Annotated in this window: 12 protein-coding genes; 5 read left to right on the top strand and 7 right to left on the bottom strand. The window is 71.4% G+C overall.

What is annotated here, in order from left to right:
• Positions 1 to 165 precede the first annotated feature (165 nt).
• The 5 genes from CLM62_RS17175 to miaA all read right to left on the bottom strand — a co-directional run bounded on the left by CLM62_RS17175 (position 166) and on the right by miaA (position 6691).
• Complete coding sequence (locus tag CLM62_RS17175; RefSeq protein ID WP_095750752.1) at positions 166 to 1674, bottom strand: M1 family metallopeptidase; 1509 nt, start codon at positions 1672 to 1674, stop codon at positions 166 to 168.
• A 98-nt stretch (positions 1675 to 1772) separates the two neighbouring features.
• Positions 1773 to 4013, bottom strand: a complete 2241-nt coding sequence (locus CLM62_RS17170) for a bifunctional (p)ppGpp synthetase/guanosine-3',5'-bis(diphosphate) 3'-pyrophosphohydrolase (protein WP_095750751.1) — start codon at positions 4011 to 4013, stop codon at positions 1773 to 1775.
• A 209-nt stretch (positions 4014 to 4222) separates the two neighbouring features.
• A complete protein-coding gene (dapF, locus tag CLM62_RS17165; protein ID WP_095750750.1) occupies positions 4223 to 5092 on the bottom strand; it encodes a diaminopimelate epimerase in 870 nt (289 codons plus the stop codon).
• A gap of 48 nt (positions 5093 to 5140) precedes the next feature.
• Positions 5141 to 5644: a hypothetical protein gene (locus CLM62_RS17160; RefSeq protein WP_095750749.1), complete on the bottom strand. Its 504-nt coding sequence runs from the start codon at positions 5642 to 5644 to the stop codon at positions 5141 to 5143.
• 108 nt (positions 5645 to 5752) lie between these two features.
• The gene (gene miaA / locus CLM62_RS17155; RefSeq protein ID WP_095750748.1) at positions 5753 to 6691 is read right to left on the bottom strand and encodes a tRNA (adenosine(37)-N6)-dimethylallyltransferase MiaA; all 939 of its coding nucleotides are present in this window, start codon (positions 6689 to 6691) and stop codon (positions 5753 to 5755) included.
• A gap of 183 nt (positions 6692 to 6874) precedes the next feature.
• On the opposite strand from miaA, the gene CLM62_RS17150 reads away from it, so the two are divergent.
• Together CLM62_RS17150 and CLM62_RS17145 are read left to right on the top strand one after the other, a co-directional pair.
• Complete coding sequence (locus CLM62_RS17150; RefSeq protein WP_095750747.1) at positions 6875 to 7144, top strand: hypothetical protein; 270 nt, start codon at positions 6875 to 6877, stop codon at positions 7142 to 7144.
• Between the two features lie 26 nt (positions 7145 to 7170).
• Positions 7171 to 7464 carry an antitoxin gene (locus CLM62_RS17145; protein ID WP_095750746.1) on the top strand — a complete coding sequence of 98 codons (294 nt, stop codon included), beginning with the start codon at positions 7171 to 7173 and terminating at the stop codon, positions 7462 to 7464.
• Positions 7465 to 7547: 83 nt separating this feature from the next.
• On the opposite strand, the gene CLM62_RS17140 is transcribed toward CLM62_RS17145, so the two are convergent.
• Entirely contained in the window at positions 7548 to 8261 is a 714-nt protein-coding gene (locus CLM62_RS17140; RefSeq protein WP_095750745.1) for a class III extradiol dioxygenase subunit B-like domain-containing protein, read from the bottom strand.
• A gap of 138 nt (positions 8262 to 8399) precedes the next feature.
• Positions 8400 to 9929, bottom strand: coding sequence for a tRNA (N6-isopentenyl adenosine(37)-C2)-methylthiotransferase MiaB (gene miaB / locus CLM62_RS17135; RefSeq protein ID WP_095750744.1), 1530 nt, complete (start codon positions 9927 to 9929; stop codon positions 8400 to 8402).
• A gap of 189 nt (positions 9930 to 10118) precedes the next feature.
• Between miaB and CLM62_RS17130 the strand changes: the two genes are divergently transcribed.
• The 3 genes from CLM62_RS17130 (at position 10119) to CLM62_RS17120 (ending at position 12484) form a co-directional block, all read left to right on the top strand.
• Positions 10119 to 10541, top strand: a complete 423-nt coding sequence (locus tag CLM62_RS17130) for a hypothetical protein (RefSeq protein WP_095750743.1) — start codon at positions 10119 to 10121, stop codon at positions 10539 to 10541.
• Between the two features lie 86 nt (positions 10542 to 10627).
• Positions 10628 to 11353, top strand: a complete 726-nt coding sequence (locus CLM62_RS17125; RefSeq protein ID WP_095750742.1) for a DUF6766 family protein — start codon at positions 10628 to 10630, stop codon at positions 11351 to 11353.
• A gap of 153 nt (positions 11354 to 11506) precedes the next feature.
• On the top strand, positions 11507 to 12484 hold the full coding sequence (locus tag CLM62_RS17120; RefSeq protein WP_095750741.1) for an SDR family oxidoreductase: 978 nt from the start codon (positions 11507 to 11509) through the stop codon (positions 12482 to 12484).
• The last annotated feature ends 97 nt before the right edge of the window (positions 12485 to 12581 follow it).

Genomic DNA, 12581 nt, shown 5'->3' with positions numbered 1-12581 from the left:
GGGGATTCCGATGGCGGCGACAGAGCGGAAGCGGAGCTTCTGAGCTGTTCCGTCACTGCTCACAACGCACGAGTCCCCCGGGAGATTCCCGTGTCCCGTGCCGCGCCGACCTGAAGATGGTCGCACGGCACGGCCCGTCTCGTCACCGTCTTATTCCGTGGTCTCTCACCGGGCGCCGTGGCGCTGTCCGGGGGCTGCCTTGGCCGCCTTCTCCGGTGCCAGCGGCTTCCAGTGGGGGTGCCCGGGCATCGGCGGGGTCTTCTCGCCGTACAGCCAGGCCTTGAAGAAGGCGTCCAGGTCGCGTCCGGAGATCTCCTCGGCGAGCGCGACGAAGTCCGCGGTCGTGGCGACACCGTCCCGGTGACGGGTCACCCAGGACCGTTCCAGGCGGTCGAAGGCCAGTCGGCCGATCTCCTGGCGCAGCGCGTACAGGACGAGCGCGCCGCCGTCGTAGACGTTCGGCCGGAAGATGCTGATCTTCTGGCCGGGCTGGGGTGTCTTGGGGGCGGCGGGGGGCCCGCCGGCGGCGCGCCAGCTGTCGGAGGTGCCGTACGCCGCCCTCATCCGCGCTTCCAGGGGACGGTCCGCCTTCTCGTCCGCGTACAGGGCCTCGTACCAGGAGGCGTGTCCCTCGTTCAGCCACAGGTCGGACCAGGTGCGGGGGCTGACGCTGTTGCCGAACCACTGGTGGGCCAGCTCGTGCACCATGATCGACTCGATGTACCACTTGGGGTAGGCGGGGTCGGTGAACAGGTCCCTCTCGAAGAGGGAGAGGGTCTGCGTCTCCAGTTCGAAGCCGGTGTCCGCCGCGGCCACGAGCGCGCCGTACGTCTCGAACGGGTACGGCCCGACCTTGCTCTCCATCCAGGCGATCTGGCCGGGGGTCTTCTTCAGCCACGGTTCGAGCAGGGCGCGGTCCTTGGTGGGCACGACGTCCCGTACGGGCAGGCCGTGCGGGCCGGTGCGGCGCAGCACGGTGGAGCGGCCGACGGACACCTGTGCGAGCTCGGTGGCCATGGGGTGCCGGGTCCGGTACGTCCAGGTGGTCGCCCGGCCGGCCCGGGCCACGCTGGTGGGCAGGCCGTTGGCGACGGCCGTGTAGCCGTCGGGTGCGGTGATCCTGATGGTGTACAGCGCCTTGTCGGAGGGGTGGTCGTTGCACGGGAACACGAGGTGGGCGGCGTCGGCCTGGTTGGCCATGGCGAGGCCGTCCGCGGTCCGTACCCAGCCGCCCTCCCGGCCCTTGGGGGAGACAGGGTTGCTGGTGTGCCGGACGGTGATCCGCGTCCAGCTGCCCTTGGGCAGCGGCTTCCCGGGGGTGACCACCACGTCCTCGCCGGCGCTCGCGAAGGACGCGGGCTTGCCGTCGACCTCGACCGAGTGGACCTTGCCGTGCGCGAAGTCGAGGTTGACGCGCTCCAGCGAGGTCGTCGTCCAGGCGTTGATGGTCGTCACCGCCTGGAAAGGCTTGCTGTTGGTGCCGGGATAGGTGAAGGAGAGGTCGTACGACGCCACGTCGTACCCGGGGTTGCCCAGGTACGGGAAGAGGCGGTCGCCGACGCCCAGCGGGGCGGCGGGGGCGCTCGCGGAGACGAGGCAGACGGAGACGGCCGAGGCGAGCAGCGGGGCCACTCTCAGGCGTCCGGGGGTTCTGTTGCGGGGGGTGAGCAGCATGGACCCACGGCTACCAGCGCGCGCGTGCCGGACGGCGACGACGCGCATCCGTCCCACTCGAACGGGTCGGCGAACAGGCAAACAGACCAGCGAGCGCCTCAGGTCCCCGGCGTCTGCGGTTGCGCCCGGCTCACGTCGTACACGCCCGGCACGTTGCGCATGGCCCGCATGAGGGCGGGCAGGAGGGCCGCGTCGGGGAGTTGGAGCGTGTACGTGTGGCGGACGCGTTGCTGGCTCGGGGGTTCGACGATGGCCGAGACGATCTCGGCGCCTTCGAGGGCCATGGCCTCGGTGAGGTCCGCGAGCAGGTGGGGGCGGCCGAACGATTCGGCGAACAGCGTGACCCGGCACCCGGTGGTGTCGCCCCAGCGCACGCCGACCTCCACGCGCCCCGCGCTCTTCATGCGCGCCACCGCCGGGCACTCCACGCGGTGGACGGTCACCGCTCCCCCGCGGACGGCGAAGCCGATCACCCCGTCGGGCGGTACGGGTGTGCAGCAGCCGGCCAGCCGTACGGTCGCGCCGGGCTGGTCGACGATGGCGTTGGCGCCGGCCGGACGGGTGGCGGGGACGTCGGCGGCGGGTGCGTCGAGGGCGGGCCCGTCGGAGGAGGGCCGGGGGGTCTCGGCCCGTTCCGTTTCCTGTCGGGTGTCGTCGTGCGACGGATGTGTGGCGAGCCATCGCTGGATGGCGATCCGGGCGGCGGGTGTGTGGGCGTGCTCCAGCCACTCCCTCGAGGGCTCGGAGGCGGGGTCCTGGCCCATGAGGAGCTGGACGGTGTCGCCGTCCCTCAGCACCGTGCTCAGGGTCGCCAGGCGGCCGTTGACACGGGCGCCGATGCACGCGTGCGCGTCCTCGCCGTACTGCGCGTACGCGGCGTCCACGCAGGTCGCGCCGTCCGGCAGGCCGAGTGCGCCGCCGTCGGGGCGGAATACGGTGATCTCGCGGTCCTGGGCGAGGTCCTCGCGGAGCGTGGACCAGAAGGTGTCCGGGTCGGGCGCGGCCTCCTGCCAGTCGAGCAGGCGGGAGAGCCAGCCGGGGCGGGTGGGGTCGGCGCGCTCCCCGTCCGCGGCGCCCTGCTCCTCTGCGGGGGGAGCGTAGGGATTGCCGAGCGCGACGACACCGGCCTCCGCGACCTTGTGCATCTGGTGGGTGCGGATGAGGACTTCGACCACCTGACCGTCCATGGGGGTGCCCCCGGGCGAGTCGGTTCGAGCCTGGGGGAGGGCCACGGCGGTGTGCAGCGACTGGTACAGGTTGAACTTGGGGACGGCGATGAAGTCCTTGAACTCCGAGACGACGGGCGTCATACAGGTGTGCAGTTCGCCCAGCACGCCGTAGCAGTCGGCGTCCTCGTTGACCAGCACCAGCAGGCGGCCGAAGTCGGCACCCCGCAGTCGGCCGCGTTTGCGGGCAACTCGGTGCACGGAGACGAAGTGCCGGGGCCGGATGAGGACTTCGGCCGGGATGTCGGCATCCTTGAGGACGGTGCGCATCTGCTCGGCCGTCTCGGCGAGCGGGTCGTCCGCGCGGGAGGCGTTGTCGACGATCAACTCCCGCGTGTACTCGTACTCCTCGGGGTGCAGGATCGCGAAGACCAGGTCTTCCAGTTCGGTCTTGAGAGCCTGGACGCCGAGGCGTTCGGCGAGCGGGATGAGGACGTCCCGGGTCACCTTGGCGATGCGCTCCTGTTTTTCGGGGCGCATCACGCCGAGGGTGCGCATGTTGTGCAGCCGGTCGGCGAGTTTGATCGACATCACGCGGACGTCGTTGCCGGTGGCGACGAGCATCTTGCGGAAGGTCTCGGGCTCGGCGGCGGCGCCGTAGTCGACCTTCTCCAGTTTCGTGACGCCGTCGACGAGGAAGCGGACCTCCGCGCCGAACTGCTCGCCCACCTGATCGAGCGTCACGTCCGTGTCCTCGACGGTGTCGTGGAGCAAAGACGCCGTCAGGGTCGTTGTCTCGGCGCCGAGTTCGGCGAGGATCAGAGTCACCGCGAGGGGGTGTGTGATGTACGGCTCACCGCTCTTGCGCATCTGCCCGCGGTGCGAGGACTCGGCCAGGACGTAGGCGCGGCGCAGCGGTTCGAGGTCGGCGTCGGGGTGGTGGGCGCGGTGGGCCTCGACCACGTGGCCGATGGCGTCGGGCAGCCGGCCGCGGGCGGCGGGGCCGAGCAGCGCGGCCCGGCCCAGGCGGCGCAGGTCGAGCCGGGCGCGTGCCTTCCTGCGAGGCGCTGTCGGCGTCACAGGGCCTGACGTCGCCGGGTCCGATGTCACCACCGGGCCTGGAGTCGCAGGATTCAGGGCGGGCGGGAGGGAATGCTCGGTCTCCGCGCTCATGGGCACCTCCGGCTGCGTTGACCGGCGGACGGGGTGCCCCAGGGCGGACACGGCTCAGGGGATGGCATCGGTCCCCCGTCCGGGCCGGTGCTTGATGCTACCGAGCCCACCACGCGCACCTGACCGCCTCTCGCCGAGCGTGAAACGGATCACCCATTCGAGCGAGAGCTCGTGGGTTTACGGTTTCGGGTCATGTGACCTGCGGCCGGTCATCGAACGGCGTTTTCCAGCCACTCCGCGTCGATCTCGCCCTCGGCGACGATCACCGCCGGGCCGGTCATCTCGATCTCGCCGTCGGGCCGCTCGGTGATCACCAGGGTGCCGCCGGGCACGTCGACGGTGTACGTCGCCGGGGCACCGGTGACGGCCGGATCGGCGCCGTCCCGGCGGGCGGCGGCCACGGCGACGGCGCACGCGCCCGTGCCGCACGAGCGGGTCTCGCCGGCGCCGCGCTCGTGCACGCGCAGGGCGACGTGCCGGGGGCCGCGGTCGACCACGAACTCGACGTTGGCCCCTTCCGGGTAGGCGGAGGCCGGGCTGAAGGGCGGCGGGGAGAACAGGTTGCCCGCGTCGGCGAGATCGTCCACGAAGGCCACCGCGTGCGGATTGCCCATGTTCACGTTCCGCGCGGGCCAGCTGCGCTCGCCGACACTCACCGTGACGTCCCCGTCGGGGAGCAGCGCCCTGCCCATGCTGACGGTGATGTCACCGTCCTTGGCGATGTGCACGGTCTTCACGCCTGCGCGCGTGGCGACCGCGAGGTCGCCCTCACCGGTGTACCCGGCGCGCTGGAGGTAGTGCGCGAACACCCGCACGCCGTTGCCGCACATCTCCGCGATCGAGCCGTCGCCGTTGCGGTAGTCCATGAACCACTCGGTCTCGGCCGCCATGTGCTCGGCCTCGGGGTGCGCGGCGGACCGCACCACGTGCAGCAGGCCGTCACCGCCGATGCCCGCACGGCGGTCGCACAGGGCGGCGACGGCGGCGGGGGGCAGGTCGATAGCGTTCTCGGGGTCCGGGAGGATCACGAAGTCGTTCTCCGTGCCGTGGCCCTTGAGGAAGGCGATCCGCGTGGTCATGCCTCGATCGTACGGTGCCCCTACGACACCGCGGCGCCCATGGGAGCGTCAGCGCAGCCGGGCCACGCGCCAGACGGCCAGCACCACCACGAGACCCACGACCAGCGCGTACGCGAGGACGACCCGCCAGTCCGAACGGCGACCTGAGCCCCGCTGCGGCAGCCCGGGCCACGTGTAACCCACCCGGCGGGCGGCCATCATGCCCCAGCCGGCCGCGCACGAGCAGATCAGCAGCCCGAGCATGGCGATCACGGCCCCGCTGTCGCCGAAGTCGAAAGCGAGCGGGAACGCGAACATCAGGGAGCCGACCGCGGCCAGGGACACGATGGGCGCGATCTGCCAGATGCGCAGTCGGCGCTGCGGACGCAGCTCGACCTCGACCTCCGGCCCGCCCGGGAACATCTCCTCGGGCTCGGGGCCGTCGTCGGTCACACCGCCCTGGGTCTCGTCGGGCCCGTCGGGGATCAGACGGTCGCCGTCCTGCTCCGTTTCACCGCTTTCGGCGGTGAGGGGCTCGGTGCTTCGTGCGGTGTCGCGAGGGCCGGCCTCCATCGCCACGCGCCCTCCCAACTCGGACTCCACTTGGTCGATCGAAGCTCGATGATGGCACGGCGCCGGAGGCCGGGATGGCGGCCGGAGCGTCCCGATGCCATGACGTGATCAGGCTGTAACCGGTCGTTCGAGCAATGCCAGTGCGAGGTGCGGAAGTTCTGTGAGGTCCGCCGCAGCCCCACTCAACCAGTGCACCCGCGGATCGCGCCTGAACCATGAATCCTGACGGCGCGCGAAGCGCTTGGTGGCACGTACGGTCTCGGCCCGCGCCTCCTCGAGGGTGCACTCCCCGGTGAGCGCCGCGAGCACCTGCTGGTAGCCGAGCGCGCGCGACGCCGTACGCCCCTGGCGCAGCCCCTGCGCCTGAAGTGCGCGCACTTCGTCCACGAGACCCGCCTCCCACATCCGGTCCACCCGGCGTGCGATGCGCTCGTCGAGCTCGGGGCGGGACACGTCGACGCCGATCTGGACGGTGTCGTAGACGGAGTCGTGGCCCGGGAGGTTGGCGGTGAAGGGCTTGCCGGTGATCTCGATCACTTCGAGGGCCCGGACGATACGGCGGCCGTTGCTGGGCAGGATGGCGTGCGCGGCCTCGGGGTCGGCGGCCGCCAGACGGGCGTGCAGCGCGCCGGAGCCGCGCAGGGTCAGTTCCTCCTCCAGCCGGGTCCTGACCTCGGGGTCGGTGCCGGGGAACTCCAGGTTGTCGACGGCTCCGCGGACGTACAGGCCCGAGCCGCCGACCAGGATCGGCCAGCGCCCCTCGGCGAGCAGCGCGTCGATCCGCTCCCGCGCGAGCCGCTGGTACTCGGCGACGGACGCCGTGACGGTCACGTCCCAGATGTCCAGCAGGTGGTGCGGGATGCCGGCGCGCTCCTCGGGCGTCAGCTTGGCGGTGCCGATGTCCATCCCTCGGTAGAGCTGCATGGAATCGGCGTTGACGATCTCGCCGCCGAGCCGCTGGGCCAGGAAAACGCCCAGATCGGACTTTCCGGCCGCGGTCGGTCCGACTACGGCGATGACGCGGGGGGCGGGGGGTGCGCTGCTCACCGCCCCAGTCTCGCAAACGTCGGTCGTGGTCTCGAACGAGTTACGTGACGGTCCGGGGCCGGGGTCGTTGCCAGTTGCGAGGTTTTCCGCCGCCCGCATGCGAGAGGCGGCGGCCCGGGCGGCGCAATCGGACGCACCGGACGACGCGGGATTTCGCCCGCACGAGTAACGTATGGAGTGGATATGGGCGTTTTCGCACGACTTCTCCGGAGGTCTAAGGCCACGGAGGAGGCGTCAACCGCCGAGGCGAAGGCCGACACCCCGACGGCCGAGCCCGCGGTTCAGGAGGCGGCAGAGGCGAAGGGGTCGACCGAGGCCACGACCGAGGACGCGGTGGAGGCCAAGGCGGCCGAGGCCGACACGGACACCGCCGACGAGGGCGTCGAGATCCCCAAGCAGCAGTCCGCCGACGAGGCGGCCGACAGGGAGGCCGGCGACAGCGCCCACAAGTAGCCGCCCGCCGTGTGGGAGGGTGAACCATGGGTTTCCTGGACAGGTTGAAAGCCAAGCTGGCCCCGGCCAAGGACAAGGTCTCCGACCTCGCCAAGGAGCACGGGGACAAGATCGATCACGGCCTCGACAAGGCCGCGAAGATCGTTGACGAGAAGACCAAGGGCAAGTACAGCGACAAGATCCAGTCGGGCACGGGCAAGGCCAAGGGCGCCATGGACCGCCTCGCCCACAAGGACGGCACGGACCCGGGCGGCACTGACGGCACACCGCCGACCGCGCCGCCCTCGCCACCGCCTGCTTCACCCCCGCCGACCTCCTGAACACCGGCACGGCACATCGACGGACGGCCGCGGAGCACGACGCTCCCGGCCGTCCGCCGTGTGCGCGCGCCGAAGCCAGGACCTCACGACCAGGCCGCGACCACATACCCCACGCCGTACGGCGCGTCCTCGTACAGCAGGGCGCCGCTGAGCCCCGCGCCCTCGGCGGAGCCCGCGAGGACCTGCCAAGGAGCCCGGCCGGAGGCCTTCAGCTCGTACGCCAGGTCGGCGTCCAGCGTCCTGAGCGCCGCCACGTCCGCCGCCCCCAGCGCACGCGCGACCTCCGCGTCGAACGGCGCCGCCCGCTCGTCGAGATAGCCGGGTGCCTTGAGCGTGCGACACGCGCTGGCGTCGCCCATCACCAGCAGCGCCACCCGCTCGGCTCCGGCGGCGATGTCCCGTCCGACTTGAATACACCGCTCGGCCCCGAGAGGTTCCCCCACGCCGAGTCCCTCGATCGGGGCAACGGTCCATCCGGTCCGCTCCAGCAGCCACGCGGCCACGGCGAGCGAGGGCGGAAGCGGGCGTTCGGGTGCCGTGCCGCGGTCCGCGCCCAGGCGTACGTCGACGTCCACGCCGAATCCCCGGAAGGAGCCCCGCGCGCCCTCCGGGTGCGTCCCGCGCCCGCTCTCCCCGGCCGGCCCCACGACCACGAGCCGGTCGGGCCGGGCGGCGGCGAGCACTCCGAGTGCTTCCGTGCACGCGGCGCGCGCGACGTCGAGCTCGGGGGCGGCGTCGGCGGCGACCTCGGGCACCAGCAGGGGCGGGCAGGGACAGACAGCGGCGGCGACAAGCATGATCGGCAGGGTAACCCTGTGGGGGCGGTCAGACGTCAGCCGACGGGCACCGGGCCCTCACGCCGTCCACGCCTCGGTGTGCACGTCAGAGCCCGGCGGCGACCGGTGGACCGGTGTCGCCCCGCCCGCGCCCCGCTGTCAGTCGCAGCCGCAGCCGCTGCCCGTGGCGACCGGCAGCGGTGCGGGAACGCCGATCTTCGGAAGACCCAGCATCACTCCGGTCGGCTTGGCCGCCTCGGCCGCGTTGCGCTTCTCCCAGGCGTCCCCCGCGCGCGTGCGGCGCACATCGAGGACGGGGCCCTCGGCGAGGAGGTGGTGCGGGGCGGCGTACGTGATCTCGACCGTCACGACGTCGCCGGGCCGCACCTCCTGCTCGGGCTTGGTGAAGTGGACCAGGCGGTTGTCGGGGGCGCGGCCGGAGAGGCGGTGCGTGGTGCCGTCCTTGCGGCCCTCGCCCTCGGCGACCATCAGTTCGAGCGTGCGGCCGACCTGCTTCTTGTTCTCCTCCCAGGAGATCTCCTCCTGGAGCGCGATGAGACGCTCGTACCGCGCCTGGACGACCGCCTTGGGGATCTGGTTCTCCATGGTCGCGGCCGGGGTGCCGGGCCGCTTGGAGTACTGGAAGGTGAAGGCCTGCGCGAAGCGCGCCTCGCGCACGACGTGCAGCGTCTGCTCGAAGTCCTCCTCGGTCTCGCCGGGGAAGCCCACGATGATGTCGGTGGTGATCGCCGCGTGCGGGATGGCGGCGCGCACCTTCTCGATGATCCCCAGGTAGCGCTCCTGGCGGTAGGAGCGGCGCATCGCCTTCAGGACGGTGTCCGAGCCGGACTGCAGGGGCATGTGCAGCTGCGGCATCACGTTCGGCGTCTCGGCCATGGCCGCGATCACGTCGTCGGTGAAGTCGCGCGGGTGCGGAGAGGTGAAGCGCACGCGCTCCAGGCCGTCGATCGTGCCGCAGGCCCGCAGCAGCTTGCTGAAGGCCTCGCGGTCGCCGATGTCGCTGCCGTACGCGTTGACGTTCTGGCCGAGCAGCGTGATCTCACTGACTCCCTCGGCGACCAGGGCCTCGACCTCCGCGAGGATGTCGCCGGGGCGGCGGTCCTTCTCCTTGCCGCGCAGCGCCGGAACGATGCAGAAGGTGCAGGTGTTGTTGCAGCCGACGGAGATCGACACCCAGGCCGCGTACGCGCTCTCGCGCCGCGTCGGCAGGGTGGACGGGAACGCCTCCAGCGACTCGGCGATCTCGACCTGCGCCTCTTCCTGCACGCGGGCGCGCTCCAGCAGCACCGGCAGCTTGCCGATGTTGTGCGTGCCGAAGACGACATCCACCCAGGGCGCCTTCTTCACGATGGTGTCGCGGTCCTTCTGCGCGAGGCAGCCGCCGACCGCGATCTGCATGCCGGGGCGCTTCGCCTTCTGGGGGGCGAGGTGGCCGAGGTTGCCGTACAGCTTGTTGTCGGCGTTCTCGCGGACCGCGCAGGTGTTGAAGACGACGACGTCCGCGTCGCCGTTCGAGCCCTCGGGCGCACGGACGTAACCGGCCTCTTCGAGCAGCCCGGACAATCGCTCGGAATCGTGGACGTTCATCTGACACCCGTAGGTGCGGATCTCGTAGGTCTTAGATGATCGAACATCCACTGCCGGGCTCCGGTCGCTGCTGCTGGTCATGCGTCAAGAGTAGGCGCTCTCGGGAGACCCTTCTGGCCTACGGACGCGGGCCGGGGAAGCCCCGGGTGGAGCACCGTCGGCCACGTCCCGGTTGCGCCTCATATGGGCGCGGATGTCCCATGGGCGGGTAACCGCATTTCGCAGGGGCGACCGGGTGTGCCCGATGCGCCCGGGCCGCCGGGAGGCAGGATGCGACGACGGTGGTACGGCCCCGGGGGCGCGGCCGTGGTCGTATGCGTCGCAGTCAGCGCCTGCAGCTCGCTTCCCGAGCGGCGTGACGCGGCCGAGGCGGAAGTCAGCCGGTTCGAGCAGGCGTTGGACGCCGGACAGCACGACCGGCTGTGCGCCGCGCTGGCGCCGACCACCCGGGAGGAGCTGGAACAGTCGGCCAAGAGCCGGTGCGATCGGGCGATCCGGCAGGCGGTCGAGGAGCGGGAGCTCCCCGCGGCCGGTGCCGTGCGAGGCGTCGAGGTGTACGGGGACCAGGCCCGGGTGGTGCTGGAGCACGACACCGTGTTCCTCGCGCGCTTCCCCGCCGGGTGGAGGGTGACGGCCGCCGGGTGCCGGTCCCGCCCACAACAGCCGTACCAGTGCGAGATCAAGGGCAGGTGAGAGACCGTGAGGACACTGTTCGTCTCGACCCTGCTGGTGATCATCGGCGGCCTGGCCTACTTCATGACGCTGGGGCTGACGCACCGGTGAACGCCGGGACGGAGTCCGGCAACGGCACCGCACCGGTCCGCCGCCGCGTAGGGCGCTTCGTGCGGCACAACAGCCTCGGTCTGTTCTTCCTGGTCACCTTTGTGATCGCCCTGGCGGGACAGACCGTCGCCGGGCGCGCCGAGTTCAACAACCAGCTCGTCGCCGACGGGCTGGCGCCTGTCGGCTTCGCCGCGTACCTGACCTCTTCGGACTTCGCCGTCGACGTCACCGAGAACTGGCAGTCGGAGTACCTGCAGTTCTTCCTCTACATCTTCGGCACCGTCTGGCTGCTGCAACGCGGTTCGCCCGAATCCAAGGAACTCCACAAGGCCGGCCCAGAATCGGACAAGGACCAGATGGTCGGCAGGCACGCCAGGGCGGACTCGCCCCGCTGGGCCGCCCACACGGACTGGCGCGGACTCCTCTACTCCCGCTCCCTGGGCCTGGTCATGGGCGGCTTCTTCCTGCTGTCCTGGCTGACCCAGTCCGTCACCGGAGTCGCCGCGTACAACGAACAGCAGTTGCGACAGCTCCAGGCCCCGACCAGCTGGCCCGACTATCTCTCCTCCGCGGACTTCTGGAGCCGCACCCTGCAGAACTGGCAGTCCGAACTGCTCGCCGTCGCCTCCATGGCCGTCCTCTCCATCTATCTGAGGCAACGCGGATCACCGGAGTCGAAGCCCGTCGGCGCATCCCACTCCGCCACCGGCGTCGAAGGCTGAGCCGTACCCGCGTCGCCCGGCTGTCGGGCGCTCGGTCCCTCCCCCGGCGGGCGCGGGAAATCACCCGGGAGGACTCGTCGAGCGGCGAAGGAGATCGTCCGGTGGTTGAGTGACTTATCGGACATTCAGGCAGGCAGGGATAAGGAGCCGTCCATGCGAGTGCGCGATTCCGTCGTCGTGATCACCGGCGCGTCCAGCGGCATCGGACGGGCCACCGCCGTCGCGTTCGCCCGCAGGGGATGCCCCGTGGTGCTGGCCGCACGGCGGGAGGAGGCGCTGGAGGCGGTCCGCCAGGAGTGTGAACGCCACCGTGGCGCTCAGGCCCTCGTCGTGCCGACCGATGTCACGGATCCCAAGGCGGTCGAGGACCTGGCCCGGCGTGCGGTGCAGCACTTCGGCCGTATCGACGTGTGGGTCAATGCCGCGGCCGTGACCGTGTTCGGCCCCTTCGAGGAGACTCCTCTGGAGGACTTCCGCAAGGTCATGGACGTCAATGTCATGGGCTACGTGCACGGTTGCCGCGCCGCTCTTCGGGTCATGCGTGAGCAGGGCCGGGGGACGCTGGTGAACGTCTCGTCCGTCGCCGGCGTGGTGAGTCAGCCGTACACCCATGCGTACGGCATGTCCAAGCACGCGATCCGGGCCCTGAGCGCGAGTCTGCGCCAGGAGCTCGAGCTGGAGAAGGTGAAGCAGATCCACGTGTGCACGGTGCTGCCGGCCAGCGTCGACACGCCGCTGTTCGAGCACGCGGCGAACTACACCGGGCGCAAGCCCGTACCGATGCCGCCGGTCTACAGCCCCGAACGCGTCGCCCGGACCATCGTGGACCTGGTGCGTGTCCCGCGGCGCGAGGTCGTGGTGGGGCCGGTGGGCCGTTCCCTGGTGCTGCAGTCCAGAGTGGCGCCCCGACTGGCCGAGCGGGTGACGGCCCGCCAGGCGGACCGGACCCACCTGTCCCGCAAGGAGACCGCCCCTGCCGGCCACGGCAACCTGCACGTACCGGCGCCGGGGCCGGGCGCGACCCACGGCGGATGGAACGGACGCCGACGCACCGCGATGCGCCGGCTGAGCGCCGCCACGCTGCTCGCGGGCGCGGCGGCGGGCGTCGCACGACGGGCACGCGCCCACTGACGGACCGGGACGCACACTGCTGGGCAGGCGTGCGCGGGGTACCCGGTGTACGGCGTACCGAAGCAGGCACGCCTGGGGCCGCCTCCGCCAGAAAGGC

The organism is Streptomyces sp. SA15 (genome assembly GCF_002291145.1).
GTDB lineage: Bacteria > Actinomycetota > Actinomycetes > Streptomycetales > Streptomycetaceae > Streptomyces.
Note: the sequence above shows the minus strand (reverse complement) of the source record. Positions and strands in the feature narration are given on the sequence as shown.

Excerpts from the sequence above, each read along its gene's own strand:
- CLM62_RS17175 (WP_095750752.1), bottom strand. The coding sequence starts at position 1,674 with ATGCTGCTCACCCCCCGCAACAGAACCCCCGGACGCCTGAGAGTGGCC.
- CLM62_RS17150 (WP_095750747.1), top strand. The coding sequence starts at position 6,875 with ATGGGCGTTTTCGCACGACTTCTCCGGAGGTCTAAGGCCACGGAGGAG.
- CLM62_RS17160 (WP_095750749.1), bottom strand. The coding sequence starts at position 5,644 with ATGGAGGCCGGCCCTCGCGACACCGCACGAAGCACCGAGCCCCTCACC.
- CLM62_RS17170 (WP_095750751.1), bottom strand. The coding sequence starts at position 4,013 with ATGAGCGCGGAGACCGAGCATTCCCTCCCGCCCGCCCTGAATCCTGCG.
- CLM62_RS17145 (WP_095750746.1), top strand. The coding sequence starts at position 7,171 with ATGGGTTTCCTGGACAGGTTGAAAGCCAAGCTGGCCCCGGCCAAGGAC.
- miaB (WP_095750744.1), bottom strand. The coding sequence starts at position 9,929 with ATGACCAGCAGCAGCGACCGGAGCCCGGCAGTGGATGTTCGATCATCT.
- dapF (WP_095750750.1), bottom strand. The coding sequence starts at position 5,092 with ATGACCACGCGGATCGCCTTCCTCAAGGGCCACGGCACGGAGAACGAC.
- CLM62_RS17120 (WP_095750741.1), top strand. The coding sequence starts at position 11,507 with ATGCGAGTGCGCGATTCCGTCGTCGTGATCACCGGCGCGTCCAGCGGC.
- CLM62_RS17130 (WP_095750743.1), top strand. The coding sequence starts at position 10,119 with ATGCGACGACGGTGGTACGGCCCCGGGGGCGCGGCCGTGGTCGTATGC.
- CLM62_RS17140 (WP_095750745.1), bottom strand. The coding sequence starts at position 8,261 with ATGCTTGTCGCCGCCGCTGTCTGTCCCTGCCCGCCCCTGCTGGTGCCC.